Genomic DNA, 19,191 nt, shown 5'->3' with positions numbered 1-19,191 from the left:
ACGGTCTCCCAGGAAATAACAGCAGTGGCTGGGTTGCTAGCGTTCACTCCATTAACTGCGATCGCAGCGCGCGCTGGAGGCGCTCACCTAACAGGGCGTACAGCCGGTCGGCCGTATCGCTGTCGATGTCGTAGGCCGCCGGCGAACCGCCCCTCAACGAGGTCGAACTGGCGATATCGGCCGTCAACGTAGCGAGACCGAGCCGGCGCTGGAAGATCGTTCGGCTCGTGAAGACAGTTTGGAGCCGGTAGTAGGGGACGACTCGCGTCGTTCGCCGCCAGTAGCCGGTTCGGAACGCTACGTGCTTCGTGCCAACGTGATACCCCCGATGTTTCCACTTGTAGTGGGCCGCGATCGGTGTTATCGGGAGGACCACCGCCGGCAGATACCAGAGCGTGAACCCGCCGAGGAACTGTGAGAGGAGATATCCCACGGCGATCAGTCCACCGACGATGAGGAGATACCGAGCGAAATACCGCCGCCGCGCGCGTTTTGGCAGCCGAGTGAATGTCGGTTCCTCGAACGGTTCGATGTCGCGGGCGAGTTCGAACACCCGAGAGCGATTTGACAGCGGAATCGCTGATTGTGATTTCCGTTCGTCAGCTTGGCCCGGAGCGTATCCGGCCGTCTCGACCGACAGCCCGGCGTACCCCAGCGGTCGGGCGAGCACCGGCTCAGTGATAGTGAGCGATTGGACTTTCTCGACGGGTATGGTGCCGCTGTAGCGCTGCAACAGCCCTCGCTGGTAGACGAGATCCTCACCTGCCCGTCCGAGCTGAAATCCGAAATACTCGACGACAGTAACGAGGGCGCTCACGATCCACGCACTGACGAGCAACAGCGGACCACCCACCAACGCGAGGACGAGTGCCGAATCGGGCGACAATGCGGACACGGAGAGCTGTTCTGGTCCTCCAAACGGCCGCGCGATCGACAGGAGGAGCGACTGTCCGAGATCAGCCACGAACGGGATCCCAAACAGCGCGATGAAAAGCGCCCCCGGTCGGAGAAACGCGACCGCCAAAACGGCAAGCTCCGTCGAACGCAGCGCGAACAGCTGCGTCGGTGATCGACCTGCGTCGCCCGTCGCTGTTGTCTCATCACCTCCTGTCGCTCGTTTTCGATCTCGAATGGTTGATTGGAGCCACGCCGCTTTCTCCTCGGAAACGAAATGCAGGGTTATCTCCGTCGATCCTCCGCCTGCCGTTTCTGCCGTGAGGACAGCGACCCCGAACAGCCGCTTTCCGAGCGACTGTGTGACATCGATGTTCTGGATGCGGTGGAACGGAATCTCGCGGTGTTGACGGTTGATCACGCCCGAAGTCACGTCGAACGTGTCGGCCGTGAGTTCGTAGTCGAACAGCAGGTAGAACGCCGCTCCGTATCCGACGCCCATGACGAACCCCACGACGGTCAGCACGAACACGATCGAAATCGGTCCGTCAGTCACTGTGATCCCCATCATTCCGAGGAAAAACCCGACCGCCCCTCCGTTCATTCCACGGCTAAGCGCGTTCCAGACGCCGCTTAAGGGATGGAGCTTCACACCGCATCCTCCTCACTCTCGATCGTCAACTCCCGAAGCCGATCGTGGAGCGCGTTCGCGCGTTCGGATCGGAGACCGGGAACAGTCACGTCTGCACCCCGCGAACCGGCCGTATAGACGACGACGCTCGACAGTCCGAGCAGGCGCGCCACCGGCCCGCGTCGTGTATCGACGTGCTGGACGCGGACGAACGGCACCGCGGTTTCGACGCGGGTGAACACGCCCCGTTCGAGATGAAGCGCGTCGTCTCGGATCTCAAACCGCCACACGCGGTACCGGAGCAGGGTGTAGGGAACGACACACGAGAAGACGATGAGGAACGCGAGGAGGGCCAGCCACTGTCCGACCGAGAACAGAAACGCATCGACAATTACCACGCCGAGACCCGCCACGACCGCACTGAGGAGACCGGCGAGACCCCAGATAATACGAACGCGGGGATGGAGGGATTCCATACGGAACGATATATGTAGCGTCAGTAAAAATCCCGTGGGCGCAGATCAACCGACGCAGTCTGTGCCCTGTCGACGCTATTCGACGCGTCGCTCCTCACTGTACTCCTGAATGGTTCCTTTGTAGACAACGCCACGTTCGCCATCGAGTGTGACCGTTGGTGAGCCGGTGAGAGCGTTGACAGCCACACCGCTCACCATCGGCACGTCCAACTCGCGGGCGACGATCGCGGGATACCCCGTCATACCGCGTCGTTCAGCGACGATCCCACCGATCCGCGAGAGATCACCGGTGAACTCCGCGTCGAACGAGTCGGGCACCGCAACGATCGCACCCGTCGGTATGTCGGTCAGATCGCCATCCGCTGTCCGCACGACAGGACCAACGACGCGACCGGCGACGACACACTGGCCGGTAGTGAGCACTTCGCTCGCAACGTGGAGCTTGAGCAGATTCGTCGCGTCCGTGCCGGGCAGATCGGTCATCATTCCCGAGAGCACGACCACCGTGTCGCCGCTCTCGACGACCGGCGTTTCGAGCGCGGTCTCGACCGCACCCTCGATGATCGCTTGTGCACCTCCGGTGGTGTACTCGGTCGCACGCGGGAGGATTCCGTGGGATAACAGCAGCTGGCGGCGAACGCGTTCGTCCGGCGCAGACGCCACGATGGGTACTTCCGGGCGGTATTTCGCTGTTTTTCTCGCCGTGTACCCCGACTCGCTCACAACGACGATCGCGCTTGCACCCGCATCGCGGGCGAGATACCGGGCTGAGCGAGCCAACGCGTCGGTGCTGGCCCCGTTGGCTGCTGGCACCCGTTGTTCGCGCCGGTCTCCGGCCTCGCCGCTCGCCTCGGCAGTGGTGACGATCTGATCCATCGTCTCGACGACCGCCACCGGCTGTTCGCCAACAGCGGTTTCTCCAGAGAGCATGACGGCGTCCGCGCCGTCGAGAACGGCGTTTGCCACGTCCGACGCCTCCGCCCGTGTGGGTCTGCTTGCGGAAATCATCGAGTCGAGCATCTCGGTGGCGATGATCACCGGAACGCCAGCGCCCTGACACCGACGGACCAGCCGCTTTTGGATCATCGGCACGTCCTCGATCGGACACTCGACCCCGAGATCACCCCGTGCGACCATCACGCCGTAGGAGACATCGATGATGTCGTGGATCGAATCGACGGCCTCGCCGCGTTCTATCTTCGAAATGATCGGGATATCAGCACCTCGTGACTCGATCGCTTCCGCGACGGCCATCACGTCGGTCGCGTTGCGCACGAAGCTCGCCGCGACGAAATCGACGCCGTGCTCGATCCCGACTTCGATCGCCGCACGGTCGGTGTCGGTCACCACGTCCACATCGAACGCGATATCCGGCGCGACGACGCTCTTGCGACCGCCCAGATCGCCACCGCTCGTGATCCGTGCCGTGACTCCTTCCGTCTCAACGCGCTCGATGACTGCTACGATGCGACCGTCATCGAGGTAGATCTCCGCGCCAACGTCCGCGTCAGCAATCGGACTCGATATACCGATCTCCTGGGGAGTTGCGATGTCGCCGGCCCGGAACTGAACCATCGATCCCTCCATAAGCGTGATCGGTTCATCAAGCGGCGCGGTCCGAATTTCCGGCCCTTGAAGGTCGAGCACCACCGCAAGCGGTCGGTCGAGCGTCGCTTCGACGGAGCGAACCCGCTGGATGAGCGACGCGTACTGTTCAGGAGTGCCGTGGCTGGTGTTGATCCGGGCGATCTCCATCCCAGCCGCTGCGAGATCGCGGATCGTCGATTCGTCGTTCGAAGCGGGACCGAGCGTACAGATCAGGGTCGTATCGCGCATCAGTTACTGTCTCGGTTCAGAGGATGACACTCTTTTCTCTGAGCATTGCGTGGATCGAGGCGTCGATCCCTTCTCGGCCGATTCCCGACTGTTTGATCCCACCGAACGGGATATCACCGAGACCGTGGCTCGGTGCGCCGTTGATACGAACCGATCCTGCTTGGAGTCGGTCAGCGATCGACAGCCCACGGTCGTAATCCTGCGTGAACACGCACGCGTCCAGTCCGAGATCGCTCCCGTTTGCGATTGCGAGCGCCTCTTCAGTGTCAGAAACCGGCGTGACCGTCGCAACCGGTCCGAACTGCTCTTCGTGGACGAGTCGGGCGTCGTCTGGAACGTCAGCCAGCAGCGTCGGCTCGTAATACCGACCGTCGTACTCCCCGCCGCGGACCAGCCGCGCCCCGCGATCAACCGCGTCAGTGACTAGCTCATCAACCCACTCGGCTTGGGCTTCTGAGATGAGCGGTCCGAAATCCGTCTCTTCGTCGAACAGATCGCCCTCGATCCATGTCTCCATCTCCGCGTCGAGCCGTTCGATTAACTCGTCGTGGACGGATTCGTGGGCGAGGATCCGGCTGACGGCTGAGCAGCGCTGGCCTGCGTACTTCAATGATCCCTTGGTGCAGGCGGGGACGACATCGTTGAGATCCGCGTCGGCACAGATGACAGCGGGTGCGTTTCCGCCCAGTTCCATATGCAGCGTCACCATTCCGCTCACACGGGAGACGTGTTCGCCAGCCGACGAGGATCCCGTCATTGCGATGGTGTTGATCCGGTCATCGCCCGCCAACACGTCACCGATCTCGCTTCCGTGCCCCGGCACGAAGTTGAACGCACCCGGTGGCAGAGACACGTCACTGATAACCTCCGCGAGCAAGGCCGCGCTGATCGGCGTCTTACTGGACGGCGTGAGCACGACGCTGTTACCCGCCGCGAGCGCCGGCGCGACTTGTAGCGCGGTCGTTCCAAGTGGGTAGTTGTACGGCGTGATACACAACACCGTCCCAACCGGCTCGTGTTTCACGATCGCCTCCCAGCCCTCGTGACCATCGGTCGTTCCCTCGCGGAACTCACCTTTCAGGTGGCGGATCTCCTGGGCCGCCCGGTCGAATCGTTCGGCAGCGCTTTCGACTTCACCGCGGGCGCTTGAAATGGGCTTGCCGGCTTCCCGGACGATAATCGTGGCGAGTTCGTCCGATCGCGCGCGCAACCCGGCCGCAATCTCCTCACACCACCCCGCACGCTCGGGAACCGTGGTCTGGCGCAGTGGCTCTTGTGCGCGGTCGGCCGCGCGCAACGCGGCCCGAGCGTCGTCCTCGTCTGCGGCCGCGATCTGTGCGAACGTTCCACCTTCCGCGCGGTCTGGGACCTCGATCCGGTCTGGGGTGGTCTCCCAGTCCCCATCGACGTAGAGGTGCTGATCGTACCGTGCTGAGTGAGTGGCCATAGTTGTCACTCGCCGTCCAACCCACAAAAGATTTACTCACATTGTACTAAACGCATTCGAGACTCTGTACCGTACATCCCACTGACAACCGAACAGTACTCGTGTACGGATATGATGAAGTATAAAGTTGATTTATTTTCATTATTGTGGAAATGATAAGGGACGATCACTGGAGCGGCGATCACTCGTTTCCCGACAACGGTCGTCCAATTCCGGATAATACAACGCTTAATGTAGAATGAGGAAGATTTAGTACATTCCTCCGAATACGTGTCATCAATGGTGACTGTCGTGTGGGTAACCTTGCCGGCGTCGGATTTCGCACTCAGCGAAACCCTCTCCGTTGCGCCGGACGCGACGTTTGAGTGTGAGCAGATAATCGAGACCGGAGCCGGGACCGTGCTGCCGTTGCTCTGGGTGCGGGGTGTCGATCGTGAGACGGTTGAGCGGGGGTTCGAACGGGACCACAGTGTCGACGCGTTCGAGTGTCTGGCGTCGCTCGGGAACGAGGGGCTGTATCGGATGGAGTGGATCAGGCAGGTGCGGCTCGTTCTCCAGATACTCACAAGCACGAACGCGACGGTGTTAGACGCTGCCGGCAACAGCGAGCAGTGGACGCTCCGGATCATGTATCCACACCGCAGCGAGCTGGCGGAAACAAACGAGTTCTGTGAGCGCCACCGGATTTCGTTCAGCGTTGAGCGCATCCGTGAGCTGTCTGAGGAAGTCATCGGGCAGTACGGTCTCACGGAGGAACAGTTCGACGCGTTGACGATCGCGTGCGAGTCGGGTTATTTCGACGTTCCTCGGGAGGTGGATCTCGAGGAACTCGCCACGGAACTGGGCATCTCACACCAGGCGCTGTCCGAACGGCTCCGACGTGGTCATGAGATGCTCATCAAAGAGACGCTGCTCATCAACGGTTCGCCCCAGTTCAGTATCCGATCCAACTGATCGCTGTGGTCGCAGGGCTACTGTCTCGCTTCACGATCGAACGCCGTCCTCGTTGTCAACCAACTGCTCGTCGAGATCCCACTCCTTGGCGCGCTGTCTCGCCTCGTCTCGCGCCTGTTCCCGGAGCGTTTCGATCCGGTCGGCGTCCGCAAGGAACGCCGTTACGGCGTCGTGGTCAGCTGGTGGCGTGGTGTCGTCTCCAGTCGAATCAGTATCGATGTCGGTGTCACTCCGTCGCGCCGCTCGCTTGCGCGTCCGAACGGTGAGCGTTCGATCGCCAGTGAGATACGTCGCTGGCAACGCCGGTGGGACGGACAGGGTCGAGCCGTCGTGGATGGATCGGAGTCGCTCCCGTGACAGCGCGTACAGATCGATCCGGCACGGTCCAACGTCCTTGAAGGCGGCGAGTGCGCGTTCACCACCGGTGTCAGTACCGGCGTGATAGACGAGCACCGGAACCCCTTGATCGAATGTGAACGCCCCGTTTCCGGCCGCGTTGGTCCGACTGGGCACGACGACAGCGTAGCCAGTCAGGGACCGATCGAGCGCCGCGAGTAACACGGTGTGAACGTCGGACACCACACGCGACCGGAGGAGTCTCCCTTGAGGGAGAACCAACTCCGTCATGGCCGATCAGGGATGACCGCGCTCCGAAACCGATCGGCGACGGTCTCCGAGTCGCCGGTTTGTACGTCGAGCGCCAGCGCGGCCTCCCGATAGGCGTGTGCAGCAACCGAGTCAGGGGCGTGGGCCAACAGCGGTTCGCTGGCCCGTCGCGCCGACCGGGGCGATGGGCTTTCAGGGACCGAGCCGAGCACCGGTCCGGTGAAATACCGGGTCACTTTCTCTTCGATGGCGTCGATGGCGTCGTCGTCTCGAACGCGGTTGAACAGGACGCCCGCAACGCCCGTTCCGTACGAGGTGGCGTACTCCTGTACCTTCAGCGCGTCCGATACCGATGGAATCGTCGGCTCGACCACCACGATTACGCGGTCTGCGAGCACGACGGGCAACACCGCGCCTTTGCTCCCTAAGGCGGCAGCCGAATCGAGCAACAGTACGTCCGTGTCGCGTGCGAGTGCAGCGACTGCGTTGCGCAACCGAGTAGGATCGGCGTCCCGAAACCCCGCTAAGCTCGTTCCGCACGGTACGACGCGCAGCCCAAACCGGTTGTACGCCGCCTCGAACACTGTGGCATCGTCTCGAAGCACGTCGTGTAACGTCGTATCCGCGTCGGCCAAGCCGGTGTGAAACAGGATGTTCGCCATCCCCGTGTCGGCGTCGACGACTGTAACGTCGTACTCTTTGGCCAGCGCCATTCCGAGCGCGAGCGTGCTCGTCGTCTTGCCAACGCCACCTTTCCCGCTTGCGACGGCGAACGCTTCGACCATTGGCACAGTTTCGCCGGCGCTTCACATATAAGTCCTCGTGCGGCTCATCCTGTTTCTTACTCGACACCGCTCTGGTGTACGCCCGCTGGCGTTAGGCGGTGGCGTCGTCGTCGGGGAGTTCTGATGGAAGCGACCGGAACGCATCAATGATCAACCGTTTGGCGATCGCACCCCGAGTCGTCCAGTGATGGGCGTAATCGAGCATGTCGTCGTAGATGTCGGGTTTACAGCCCGCGGCTTTCGGATGGCCGCCCCCCCCGACCGCTTTTGCGACCTCGTGACACCGGGCGAACGTCTCCGTCCCTCGGATACTCACTGGGCCGCTGGGCTTGACGACGACCGCCGCGTCCGCGCCCTGTTCCCGGAGCGCTTCTGCGACCTCGTTTTGTGAACAGCGACCGTACGTCAGACCGACTGTGAGCGTGGTGTCCTCGGTCTCATCGTCTTCCGTTTCAGCCGGATCAGTTTTGTCTGGTGATCCGCCACTAGCGACCGGAACGGTCAGCTCGCGCAGCTCGGCGCGTTCGACGGCCTTCTCGATGAGTCGTTCTTTTTCCACCCGACGGCGAGTGATGTACGCGTCGACGGCGTCGGGGAAGTCGACGCCGTGGTGGCGAACGGTCGCGACGTAGATCTCCGGAGCGATCCACTGGGCAAAATCCGCGAGGTCGTCGCTCCGTGGATCCTCGCGCAGCCACAGATCGTGATCGCGCGTGACTGCTGCCAGCGTTTGGAACTGCGGCGAAAACGTCTCATCGAGACTGTTGAGCGCAACGTCGGTCGAGCACTCCGTTTCTGAGTCACCGACAACGAGATCGACGCCTGCCGCCTGAACGCGGCGCTCGTACTCCGTGGTCCACTGATGGTGATCGAACCAGTGCACGCTGTCGGCGTGGTCGACCAGTTCCGACAGCGGTTCGATGTCGCTGTCGCGGTCCGGACAGAGATCACAGACGTAGACCGTCACACCCTCTGACGCGTATTCGATGACTTGCTCTTGGGCGTCGGTGAGGCTGTGGGGCGCGGCGGGGATGATCGCAACGTCGTGGTCGGGCAGTTCGTGCGCCGCCATCGTCGGATCGACATCGGCTGTGAGCGCGTCGTCATGGTGGGCTCGAATGAGCGACGCACACCCGAGTCCGTCAGCGTCGCTGTCGGCAATAACGACCGCTTCGGCTCGTGTGAGCGCCTCGATCCGCTCGGAACTCGGTTCATCCTCATCCGAATCGGAGACGAAGAACCCGGTTCCGGGGAGGAGGGACTTCCGTGCGAGCGGAAGCTGATCGGCGTCGATAAGCGACTCGTTCATACAACGCAGAGGTGATAGGAGCCAATGAACCCCGTGGTTTCGACCTGCTTACTCCGTTTCCGTTCCTGTTTCCGTTTCTTCGTCGACTCCACCATCGAGGTGATGGACCGTCAGCACGGGCACCGGACACTCATACACGACCGTTTCGGCCACGCTTCCGAGGTGGTAGCGGTATGGACCGTCTCGTCCTCGAATCCCCATAATGACTACGTCGGCGTCAATCCGCGTCGCGTAGGAACTGATGGCGGTGGCTGGTGCACCGTCTTCAATGACGGTAGTAACCGTTCTGTCGGCTCGGTCAGCGAGATCGCGGAGTAGCTCTTGTGCCCTGTTGTGGGCCGCCGCGCTGTTCGATTCAACGACAGTGAGCGCGTGCAGCTCCGCGTCGAACCGGTCTGACAGATCGAACGACGCCTCGACCGCTCGCTCAGTGGACTCACTCCCGTCCGTTGCGACGACCACCGTCTCGAACATGTCATCGACTACTGTCCGCCCAATCAAGTACTCCGTGGGTTTTTCTGCCCGCTGTGTGAGATTCTACGTATGGAGATCGACACCGTGCTGGTTCCGATCGCTGAAACCGATACCGTGCCACAGGTGATTGCGCCCGCGGTTGCGATCGCAGAACAGTACGACGCAGGAATTCACATGCTGTACGTTCTCGACCACGACGCGACCGACATCGACGCCGACGCCCTGAGTCAACAGCTCATGGAGGCGACCCAGACAGTCATCGGTGAGGTTGCTATTTCGCTCTCACACTCGATCATTTACGGCTTCTCGACCGAGCATCTCACACACCATCCTGGCAGCGTCGTTTTGGACGCGAGCAACGACATCGGAGCCGACTTCATCGTCCTTCCGCGCGACCGTGCACCGAACGCACTCGGTCAAGCCGCTGACTACGTCGTCCAGTACGCTACTGCTCCCGTCCTCTCAGTGTGATCTCTTTGAGTCTCGGTGTCTGTACGATCTACCCACACAGCCGGTACTCCAACACGACCGACGCCATCAAACACTACATCTGTCATCACGCTCGATTTGACGTATGTGGAAATAGATAGATAGTACTCAACGACCGGCGTACTGATGGAGTGAACCGGTGGCTGCCGCCTGTTCGATCGGATAGAACGCTCACTAACTAGCTGACAGTGATGACGTGATCGTATCTTATCATGATATGTTATATCAATCCGAGAAGAAACAGACAGGCCGACATTCTCTTAACTCCGGATAGAGTATCAGTATGCATGATTGAGGCCACGAGCGCCGGAGCAATCTTGTTCCGTGATACACGTGGCCGTCGAGAGTATCTGCTTCTCAAAAGCCGCACCGGCGATTGGGAGTTCCCAAAGGGCGGCGTTGAGGGAACAGAGGAGTTACAGCAGACGGCCATTCGTGAAATTGAGGAAGAAGCTGGTATCGACGACATCAGACTCGTTGATGGCTTCCGCGAGGACTACGACTACGTTTTCCAGGCGGGGAGTTCGACGATCCACAAAACGGTTCACCTGTTCATTGCGAAGTCGTTTCAGGCGACTGCAGAACTCTCCTCGGAACACAACGATCTGCAGTGGCGCGATTACGAACAAGCGGTTAACACCCTGACTCAGAAAGGGCCGCGATCAGTCCTCAAACACGCCCACTCGTTTCTCGACAACGGGGGGCTGTACGGACATTTCTGAAACGTCTCGTCCGACACCCCTCCATCACGGGCGGTGATGTCGGACCGAAACACGGATTCCTGATCGAGCCGGAGTGTGCCCGACCGTGACCGAGTTCACGTTCGAGCTTCGTGTTTGTCAGTGGGCCGAGCGCCACTGGCCGCCCACCGGCGACAGTAGCGACAAGTGTGTGCTCATCGCCCGACAGCTCGGCACGAACCACCGTCGATGGGACACGATCGTCATCGAAACCGATCGCCGCCGGCTCGCTGAACGGGCGCGATTCGGAGCTGACCGTCTTGACGGTGATCTGTTGCGTGTGGTTCGGAACGCGCCGACGGAATGGGCATACTACCGGGATGTGCTTCCTGAGCCTAGCTATCCGTGGCGATACGTTCGGGACGCGATCCACACCGCCACGGACCGCGGCATTCTCGAAACGAGACGACGGGGAAACCGCGTCGAGATCCGGCGCAAGTGGGAGTATCCCGACTGGGTCGACCGGATCGTAGCGATCGAGAACAAGCCCGATCTCGACGCGAGTGCCGCCCGAACGCTCACCGAACAGCTCCAACACGACGTTGCGCTCGCACTCGCTGACGCGGTGTGGGTCGCAACCCGAGCAACCGGGGAGACGGTCGAACCGGCGTTGCTCGAACAGCTCCCTGTTGAGACCGGCATTCTCACTGTGGCAACCGACGATGACCGAGCATCGACGGACAGGGGGACCGACGCGAGCGTGGTGTGGCACCCTCGGTCGCTCGACCGAACGGCTGTCGGAACCCGCATTCTCGACCGATCCGCGGACAACGAGTCAGATCTATCGGTGGCGCGGTTCGAGTACGCCGATCCGGAGTGGAAAGCCACCAAACGACTCGAAATCGCTGAACGAGCCTACGAACGCGGATGGCGTTCGTACGTCGATTCGATGCGTCCGGATTGCCGGTGGTTTTCGCTCCGGTCGATCGACGGCGATGTCCTCCCGTGGTGTGGTGCCAACGCGTGTTCACAATCGTCTGCGGAGTGCTCCGGCCGTTGTCCATCCTTCGAACCGGAACCACCCAATTGGCGGACTCGCGGCTGGCCGCTTGCGGGTGGTCCGGGTGCCGCCATCAAACGACTCCTCGACGAGCAGCGACGCCGCCACCGCATTGGTCTCGGAGAGTGATCGCCCCTGTCGCTGTCGAGGCGTCACTCGATCACGTCGACGGAGATCTCCTCGTGCTCGACGGCGAGTCGGAACGTCGGAACGGTCGTCTGTACCACCTCGACGACGCCCCGATCCTGAAGCTTCCGAAGACTCGAACGGACCTCATCCGCCGTCGGATCAGCTTCCGTCTCTTGCACCGCGTGGAGCACCGAAACGACGCTTTCCGGCTCCTCGTCAGGACCCGCAATGATGTCGATGATCTGCGCTTGTAGTGGTGGGACGCTGAGCGTCGTCTCATCGGTGTCGATCCCGACCAGCTCGGCTGCCTCCGGTGTCGCACGAATTAAGCTGCTCTCATCCCGGTAGTAGTACTCTTTGAGCTCCGATTCGAGATACTGATGGATCTCGCTCCCGCTGTCGATCCCCCAGCGTTCCTGCAGTTCCTTGTTTTTCGTTGGTTGCAGTTCCACGACATCCGTGAGCCGCTCTTTCGCTTTCTCAGAGAGTGTCACTACCCACAGCTACGCGCGTGAGATACATCCAGATTGCGACACCGAACAATGATGCCGGGGAGAACGATCAACTAGCGAGGAATTGAGCGCGGGTCTTAGTCGCTCGGCGGCTCGAAGCCCGACTCTCCCGACGTATCCGACCCCTCGTCTTCGAACGACATGGACTGACGAGCGTTCCGCATCCAATCAGCGATGTTGTCCGCGATGTAATCCTTCGATCCGAGCGCGCCACCGACGCCGGCAGCGATGATGAACGCGATCGCAAGCGACCCGAACAACGCAGCCATCGCAATAACGAACAGCGTGTTCAGGATCGACGCGTTGAATCCCGCTGTCTGTAACGCCATCGTGATCACGAGGTAGTACACGATCACCTTCACCCCGATACCGACGTAGTCAGTCAGCTTGCTGTGGTCCGTCTCTGCGACTTGTGTTCCGAGCCAGTCACCGATCCAGATCCCGACCAACAACACCGCCGCTCCGCCGATGAGCTGTGGAATGTACACCGTGATGGTGTTCAACAGGTTCGAGAGGACCGAGATGTTGAGGGTGTCTGCGGCTGCCACCAACGCGATGAAGTACACGTACAGCGCCACGAGCTGTCCGATAAGGCCACCGATGCCACGCCGTTCGGTGAGCCGTTCGAGTGGCGTTCCCGTAAGGTGCATATCGAATCCCAGCCCACCGATGAGATCCGCAATGATATCCTCAAGAACACGCCCGATAATGAACCCGACAAGAAGAATCACCACTGCGGCCAGAATGACCGGAAGGTACGCACCGACATCCGAGAGCAACTCCGTGAGCATCGGGATGGCGAGGATCTCCGCGGCGGCCAACACGGCAATGAAGTACACGTAGTATTTCACCAGTTTGCCGAGACCACGCGCGAGTCCCACACCGCCACCGTCGGTCCCGTCCCGGCCGTCTCCGTCTCCTCCCGGAACGAATCGCTCAACGTCTGCCTTTTTAAGCACCGTGGTCACGATCCGCCCCAATAGACGGCCGACGATCCATCCCACGAGTAATACAATGAGTGCTGCAATCAGCTGTGGAATATATGATATTATCTGTGATAGTATGTCTCCTAACACGTTTCTATCTCTCAATTGGAACATTTCTCTCGTTATGTATTGTGTGTTTGGTGTCATTGTCGAGGATTATCCGCTGAAATACGACGTTTGACGCGCTTTCCGACGGAATACATCACAGATGGTGTTTGATGTTCTCAGTAATGAAAGGTGGTGTTCGTTCGTGTTAGATACGATGGTAGATAGATGCTTCTCTACATTTCGTCAACTATATTAGCACAATTATTATGGGGTGAGAGTACTGTCGGTGGCGGTCGTGAGGGCGATTCGCGCAGAAGGGAGTACAGTCAGAAACCGTCCGTTCACAGGTTGACGACCGAGCCGGCGTAGATAACGATAACAAGGAAGATCCAGACGGCGTCGACGAAGTGCCAGTACATCGAGACAGTGCTGACTGAGATGTGGCGTTCCGCGGAGTACTGGCCGTACAGCGCCCGAACGAAGATGATTCCCAACAGGACGCCACCAAGTGAGACGTGGAGTCCGTGCAGTCCCGTGAGACCGAAGAAGGCGCTCGCGAAGACGCCTTCGGTGAGCGTGAATCCTTCGTGGACGATGAACTCGTAGTACTCATACACCTGTCCGCCGATGAAGATGATCCCTAATGCCAGCGTCAGTCCGAGTAGCTGGAGGAACCGAGATCGATTGCCGCGCAACAGCGAGAGGTGCGCGAAATGGAGCGTGATACTGCTCACGACTAGGATTGCCGTATTGCCGAGTACGAGTGCGCCGAGTAATCCCTCCGGTACGTGTGCGCCCGCCCAACTACCGCCCGCACGGACGAAGAAGTAATAGACGAAGCCAGCGCCGAACGTTGCGATCTCACTGCCGAGGAACAGTAACATCCCCATCCGGAGTCCGCGAACGCTCGATTCGGCTACCTCCCCGCTCCAAAAGTCGGTGACGAACGCGTGGTACAACCATCCATAGAGACCGGCGAGGAAGAGGAACGTGCTTGCGATGAATACGGCCGGACCGGCGAGCGGACCGACGAGTGGTTCATCACCGTTGCTGAGGAGGAACAGTCCAGCCCCTATGTAGAGACCGGCTCCACCGAGTGCGGCGATGAACGGCCACCAGCTTGCTTCCCCAAAGCCACGAGGCCAGTCCTCCGTCGCTGGCAGGTGGTGGTGCTGGTCACCGTGATCATCCGTTGTCTCCATTGCCATATCCCCGCTTGCAACCGCGACGGCAAAAAGCCTCCCAAACGCTGGCTACCCGGAGCCCGGCGTCCGAACTGTGAATCAAGAAGCGTCGAGAGCCGTCGCTTTCAAACTCCACCAAAATGAATAATAGGTAATAGGTAAGAATCCAGTAAACCAATAGCCCAGAGAGGGGCACCAACCTCCTGAACCACTGACCATGAACCGCTGAATGCACGAAGTAGACAACGCGGGGCAAGGTCCGTTCCGACCTTTCTACCCCACTAGCGTGTGTCATTGTGATCTGATCTGGCTGATCTGACCTGGAATGTTCCTCCCGGAGCGCTCACGCGCTTCATCACATATTCATCACCTCCACGGGTAAAAATATTGCTATTATTGATAATATAAAGATAAATGATTGTGATACGTAGATGGTAAGCAATCAGCATTCAGATGGTGCTGAGCGTAGCTGTGGCTGGATTCTGGTCCGTCGTGGAGACGCGTTAGTCGGCCCCGCCCCAGAGAGCGGTCGAATCACTGACAGCATATGAGGGGCTTTCGGGGAGGTCGTGTCTCACGTCCTCGCTTTCCCGTTCAGTGATGATGTCGGCGTACGCGTCGGGCATCACCTTCACGAAGTGGGTCAGTTCCTCGTCCCAGTGATCAAGGATGTACCGGCCACGATCGCTGTCGGTGTAGGTGACGTGGTTTTCGATCAGCCGGCGCACCATTTTCTCGTCTTCGGGATCGAGATCGCGCGTCGTCGAGATCATACCGTGGTTGGCGCGATCCTCGAAGTCGCCGTCGCGGTCGAGGACGTACGCGATTCCGCCGGACATTCCGGCGGCGAAGTTCCGGCCGGTTTCTCCGAGGACGGCAACGACGCCACCGGTCATGTACTCACAGCCGTGGTCACCGACGCTTTCGACGACGGCTTTCACGCCGGAGTTGCGCACGGCAAACCGTTCACCAGCCATGCCGTTAACGTACAGTTCACCGTCGGTCGCGCCGTACAACGCGACGTTGCCGATGAGGGTGTTATCTTCGGGTTCGTAGGGGGCTTCCTCGGGCGTCCGAACGAGGAGCTTCCCACCGGAGAGTCCCTTCCCAACGTAGTCGTTTGCTGTTCCGGTGAGCGCCATCGTCACGCCCGACGTGAGAAACGCGCCGAAGCTCTGGCCCGCAACGCCGTCGAAATCGATCGCAATGGTGTCGTCGGGTAATCCATCGCCGCCGTACTCCTTCGAGATGCGATTGGAGAGCATCGCCCCTACCGCGCGGTGGGTGTTGTTGATGTCGGCGTCGATGGCTACCGGCTCCGCCCGGTCCAACGCGGGGGCTGCCTCAGCAATGAGTTCGTGATCGAGTGCCGTATCGAGATCATGCGACTGCTCGACCGATTTCGTTCGGGCACCCGGTGTGGGTGCGAGCACTGCCGAGAGATCGAGCTGTTGGGCCTTCTCGTGGGTGACATCCTCGCATTGGGTGAGACACTCCACGCGGCCGATCATCTCCGCAAGAGAACGAAAGCCGAGTTCAGCCATGATCTCGCGCAGTTCCTCAGCGATGAACGTCATGTAGTTGATGACATGCTGGGGTTGTCCTGGGAACCGTTTCCGTAGATCCTCATCTTGGGTGGCGACGCCGACCGGACAGGTGTTTTCGTGACACTGACGCGCCATCACACAGCCAGACGTGACGAGACTCGCTGTTCCGAACACGTACTCTTCGCCCCCAAGCAGCGCGGCAATCGCGACATCGCGGCCGGTTTTCATCCCACCGTCCACAGTGACCCTGATGCGCGAACGGAGATCTGTGTGCCGGAGCATCTGGTTCGCTTCCGCGAGCCCCAGCTCCCACGGCAGGCCAGCGTTTTTGATCGACGTTTTTGGCGACGCACCGGTCCCGCCCGAATGCCCGGAGATATGGACCACGTCGGCGTTAGCCTTGGCTACCCCGGCGGCAATGGTCCCGATCCCTGCTTCCGAGACGAGTTTCACGTTGATGTCCGCCTCGGGGCTAGCCGTTTTGAGGTCGTGAATCAGCTGTTTGAGATCTTCGATGGAGTAGATATCGTGGAGCGGCGGCGGGGAAATGAGACCGACGCCTGGCGTCGAACACCGGACGTTAGCGATCATCTCGTTGACCTTTCTGCCGGGGAGATGGCCGCCCTCTCCGGGTTTCGATCCCTGTGCCATTTTGATCTGGAGTTCCTCAGCCGCGGCGAGGTACTGACTCGTCACACCGAACCGACCGGACGCCACCTGTTTGACGTTGCACTCCCGTTCGGTGTCGAACCGTTCGGGTGGCTCTCCGCCTTCACCGGTGTTGGATTTCCCGCCCAACCGATTCATCGCAATGGCGTTGTTCTCGTGAGCTTCCGGCGAGAGCGATCCGAGGCTCATCGCCGCCGTCGAAAACCGAGTGACGATCTCCGAAACCGGTTCGACCTCCTCGATCGGAACGGGATCGCGGTCGGAGTCGAACGCCAACAGCCCACGGAGCGTTTGGAGGCGTTCGTTCTGGTCGTTGATCGTGCTCGCGAACTCCTGATACTGGTCGTAGTCGCCCTGCCTGACAGCCTTCTGGAGCGTCCCGACAGTTTGGGGATTCCACTGGTGGTACACGCCGTCAGACCGGTTCTCGAAGATGCCTTGTCGTTCGAGATCAGCGTCCGTGTCGGTAGCATCGGGGAACGCGCTCGCGTGTCGCTGTCGAAGGTCGGCTTCGAGCTCTGCAAGACCGATGCCGCCTGTTCTGGCCGTCGTGCCCTCGAAATACTCCGCGACAAATGAGGAATCTAATCCGACCGCTTCGAAGATCTGCGCCCCGCGGTAGCTCTCGACGGTCGAGATGCCCATTTTCGCCATCGTCTTCAGCAAGCCATCTTCGAGCGCGCCGAGATACGCGTCGATGGCTGTCTCAGTGTCGGCTCCGTCCGGTCCGGCGACGATCTCCTCAATCGTCTGGAACGCGAGGTACGGATTGACGGCTCCTGCTCCGTAGCCGATGAGCGTTGCCATCTGATGGACTGTGCGCGGATCACCGGATTCGACGACCAGCCCGACACGGTTGCGCTGGCCCGTCCGGACCAGATGATGGTGGACGCCAGCCGTGGCGAGCAGGCTCGGAATCGGCAGTCGCTCCGGACCGGCGTCTCGGTCGGACAACACGAGCACATCGTGGTCGTCCGCGAGCTCTGCGGCCCGCGATCGCGCGTTCTCCATCGCCGTTTCGAGATCACCGGTGGCTGGATACGTGATATCGACGACAGCACTGGAGAGTTGCCCGTCGAGTTCGGTGATCGTTGCCAGCTCCCTGTCGGTGAGAAGTGGTGACTCCAGCACGAGCTGGCGGGCGTGGGCCGGGGATTCATCGAGTAGATTGCGCTGATTGCCGAGTCGACACTCCATTGACGTGACAAGTTCCTCGCGGATGTAATCCAGCGGCGGATTCGTCACCTGTGCGAACAACTGCTTGAAATACGACGCCAGCGGTCGATTGTACTCGCTGAGCACCGGCAGCGGAGTGTCGTCGCCCATCGATCCGACTGGGTCCTTCCCGTCGCGGGCCATCGGCTCGATCAGATGGTCGAGTTCGTCGTGCGTGTAGCCGTACAGCGCCTGCTTGGAGCGAAGTTCCCCGACCGGTTCGCGGACATCTGTCTGGTCGTCTGCGAGCGCGTCGAGTTGCTGCTGTTCGTTTTCAACCCACCGGCCATACTTCTCATCGAGGAGGTCCTCGAACACCGCGTTATCGGGGACGACGCGGCCCTCCTCGGGATCAGCGAGAAACAGCTGTCCCGGTTGGAGGCGGCCCCGCTTGCGGATGTTGCTCGCGTCGTGTTGGGCCGCAAGCGCCCCGACTTCGCTGGCCATGAGGAGCGTGTTGTCTTCGAGTACGTCGTACCGACACGGCCTGAGACCGTTGCGATCCAGCACCGCCCCGACGCGCTCGCCGTCGGTCGCAGCAACCAACGCGGGACCGTCCCACGGCTCGATGAGTGAGGCGTGAAAGTCATACCAGTCCTTGCGGTGCTGTTCGACCCCCGTTGCGTCGCCGCGCCACGCTTCCGGGATCAACATCCGGAGCGCGTGTGGGAGATCCCGGCCGGTTTTCATGAGGAGTTCGAGCGCGTTGTCGACGCTTGCGGTGTCGGACTGCTCGGCGTCGTTGATGACCGGTTTCAGCGCGTCGAGCTTCGTTTGCGGCTCGTCGCTGTCACCGCTTACAGTGTCTGCGGAACGGCGTTCCTCACTGAACGCCTCGTGTGCGAGATCGTTCTCTCGCGCACGCATCCAGTTGATGTTACCCTGTATGGTGTTGAACTCGCCGTTGTGGATCACTGTCCGGTAGGGGTGTGCGAGGTGCCACGCACCGAGTGTATTCGTCGAAAACCGTGCGTGCACCATTGCAAACGTCGATTTCAGCCGTTCGTCGCGGAGGTCCGGATAGTAGTCAGCGAGCTGTTCGGCCGTGAGTAGCCCCTTGTACACCAGCGTCTTCCGGTCGAGCGAGCAGATATAAAACTGACCGGTGTCGTCCAGTTGCGCGCTCTCGATCTCGGTTTCGACCGCGCGACGCCCGACGTACAGCCGGCGATCGAACGTTTCCGCGTCACAACCGTCGGACGGCGCGACCACGACCTGCTGGACATCAGGCTCTCCTTCGAGTGCAGTTCGTCCGAGACC

General features: G+C 60.6%; 16 protein-coding genes. 4 read left to right on the top strand and 12 right to left on the bottom strand.

The window, feature by feature from the left end; all coding sequences use genetic code 11:
- Positions 1 to 43 precede the first annotated feature (43 nt).
- From EIK79_RS17075 to EIK79_RS17060, 4 genes are all read right to left on the bottom strand, one after another.
- Positions 44 to 1,546: a PH domain-containing protein gene (locus EIK79_RS17075; protein ID WP_221621784.1), complete on the bottom strand. Its 1,503-nt coding sequence runs from the start codon at positions 1,544 to 1,546 to the stop codon at positions 44 to 46.
- Positions 1,543 to 2,001: a PH domain-containing protein gene (locus EIK79_RS17070; protein ID WP_124956887.1), complete on the bottom strand. Its 459-nt coding sequence runs from the start codon at positions 1,999 to 2,001 to the stop codon at positions 1,543 to 1,545. Before EIK79_RS17070 ends, EIK79_RS17075 begins: the two co-directional genes overlap by 4 nt.
- Before the next feature lie 75 nt (positions 2,002 to 2,076).
- On the bottom strand, positions 2,077 to 3,837 hold the full coding sequence (pyk, locus tag EIK79_RS17065) for a pyruvate kinase (RefSeq protein WP_124956885.1): 1,761 nt from the start codon (positions 3,835 to 3,837) through the stop codon (positions 2,077 to 2,079).
- A 16-nt stretch (positions 3,838 to 3,853) separates the two neighbouring features.
- Positions 3,854 to 5,284: an aldehyde dehydrogenase family protein gene (locus EIK79_RS17060; RefSeq protein WP_124956883.1), complete on the bottom strand. Its 1,431-nt coding sequence runs from the start codon at positions 5,282 to 5,284 to the stop codon at positions 3,854 to 3,856.
- Between the two features lie 279 nt (positions 5,285 to 5,563).
- On the opposite strand from EIK79_RS17060, the gene EIK79_RS17055 reads away from it, so the two are divergent.
- Positions 5,564 to 6,238, top strand: a complete 675-nt coding sequence (locus EIK79_RS17055; RefSeq protein ID WP_124956881.1) for a helix-turn-helix domain-containing protein — start codon at positions 5,564 to 5,566, stop codon at positions 6,236 to 6,238.
- A gap of 30 nt (positions 6,239 to 6,268) precedes the next feature.
- On the opposite strand, the gene EIK79_RS17050 is transcribed toward EIK79_RS17055, so the two are convergent.
- The 4 genes from EIK79_RS17050 to EIK79_RS17035 form a co-directional block, all read right to left on the bottom strand.
- Entirely contained in the window at positions 6,269 to 6,865 is a 597-nt protein-coding gene (locus EIK79_RS17050; RefSeq protein WP_124956879.1) for a hypothetical protein, read from the bottom strand.
- Positions 6,862 to 7,629 carry a nucleotide-binding protein gene (locus EIK79_RS17045; RefSeq protein WP_124956877.1) on the bottom strand — a complete coding sequence of 256 codons (768 nt, stop codon included), beginning with the start codon at positions 7,627 to 7,629 and terminating at the stop codon, positions 6,862 to 6,864. Before EIK79_RS17045 ends, EIK79_RS17050 begins: the two co-directional genes overlap by 4 nt.
- A 91-nt stretch (positions 7,630 to 7,720) precedes the next feature.
- Entirely contained in the window at positions 7,721 to 8,938 is a 1,218-nt protein-coding gene (locus EIK79_RS17040) for a DHH family phosphoesterase (protein WP_124956874.1), read from the bottom strand.
- A gap of 48 nt (positions 8,939 to 8,986) precedes the next feature.
- Complete coding sequence (locus EIK79_RS17035; RefSeq protein ID WP_124956872.1) at positions 8,987 to 9,412, bottom strand: universal stress protein; 426 nt, start codon at positions 9,410 to 9,412, stop codon at positions 8,987 to 8,989.
- A 69-nt stretch (positions 9,413 to 9,481) separates the two neighbouring features.
- Here EIK79_RS17035 and EIK79_RS17030 point away from each other — a divergent pair, with 69 nt between their 5' ends.
- The 3 genes from EIK79_RS17030 (at position 9,482) to EIK79_RS17020 (ending at position 11,770) form a co-directional block, all read left to right on the top strand.
- Complete coding sequence (locus tag EIK79_RS17030; RefSeq protein ID WP_124956870.1) at positions 9,482 to 9,883, top strand: universal stress protein; 402 nt, start codon at positions 9,482 to 9,484, stop codon at positions 9,881 to 9,883.
- A 305-nt stretch (positions 9,884 to 10,188) separates the two neighbouring features.
- Positions 10,189 to 10,623, top strand: coding sequence for a bis(5'-nucleosyl)-tetraphosphatase (locus EIK79_RS17025; protein WP_124956868.1), 435 nt, complete (start codon positions 10,189 to 10,191; stop codon positions 10,621 to 10,623).
- An 85-nt stretch (positions 10,624 to 10,708) separates the two neighbouring features.
- Positions 10,709 to 11,770 carry a DUF5787 family protein gene (locus EIK79_RS17020; protein ID WP_233738248.1) on the top strand — a complete coding sequence of 354 codons (1,062 nt, stop codon included), beginning with the start codon at positions 10,709 to 10,711 and terminating at the stop codon, positions 11,768 to 11,770.
- A gap of 23 nt (positions 11,771 to 11,793) precedes the next feature.
- On the opposite strand, the gene EIK79_RS17015 is transcribed toward EIK79_RS17020, so the two are convergent.
- The 4 genes from EIK79_RS17015 to gltB all read right to left on the bottom strand — a co-directional run.
- Positions 11,794 to 12,264, bottom strand: a complete 471-nt coding sequence (locus EIK79_RS17015) for a DUF5797 family protein (protein WP_124956864.1) — start codon at positions 12,262 to 12,264, stop codon at positions 11,794 to 11,796.
- Between the two features lie 95 nt (positions 12,265 to 12,359).
- A complete protein-coding gene (locus EIK79_RS17010; protein ID WP_233738246.1) occupies positions 12,360 to 13,382 on the bottom strand; it encodes a mechanosensitive ion channel in 1,023 nt (340 codons plus the stop codon).
- Positions 13,383 to 13,657: 275 nt separating this feature from the next.
- Positions 13,658 to 14,518 carry a cytochrome c oxidase subunit 3 gene (locus tag EIK79_RS17005; protein ID WP_124956913.1) on the bottom strand — a complete coding sequence of 287 codons (861 nt, stop codon included), beginning with the start codon at positions 14,516 to 14,518 and terminating at the stop codon, positions 13,658 to 13,660.
- 485 nt (positions 14,519 to 15,003) lie between these two features.
- On the bottom strand, positions 15,004 to 19,191 hold a 4,188-nt coding region (gltB, locus tag EIK79_RS17000; RefSeq protein WP_124956860.1), incomplete at its 5' end, for a glutamate synthase large subunit.

The sequence above is a fragment of the Halocatena pleomorpha genome (assembly GCF_003862495.1).
Taxonomy (GTDB): domain Archaea; phylum Halobacteriota; class Halobacteria; order Halobacteriales; family Haloarculaceae; genus Halocatena; species Halocatena pleomorpha.
Note: the sequence above shows the minus strand (reverse complement) of the source record. Positions and strands in the feature narration are given on the sequence as shown.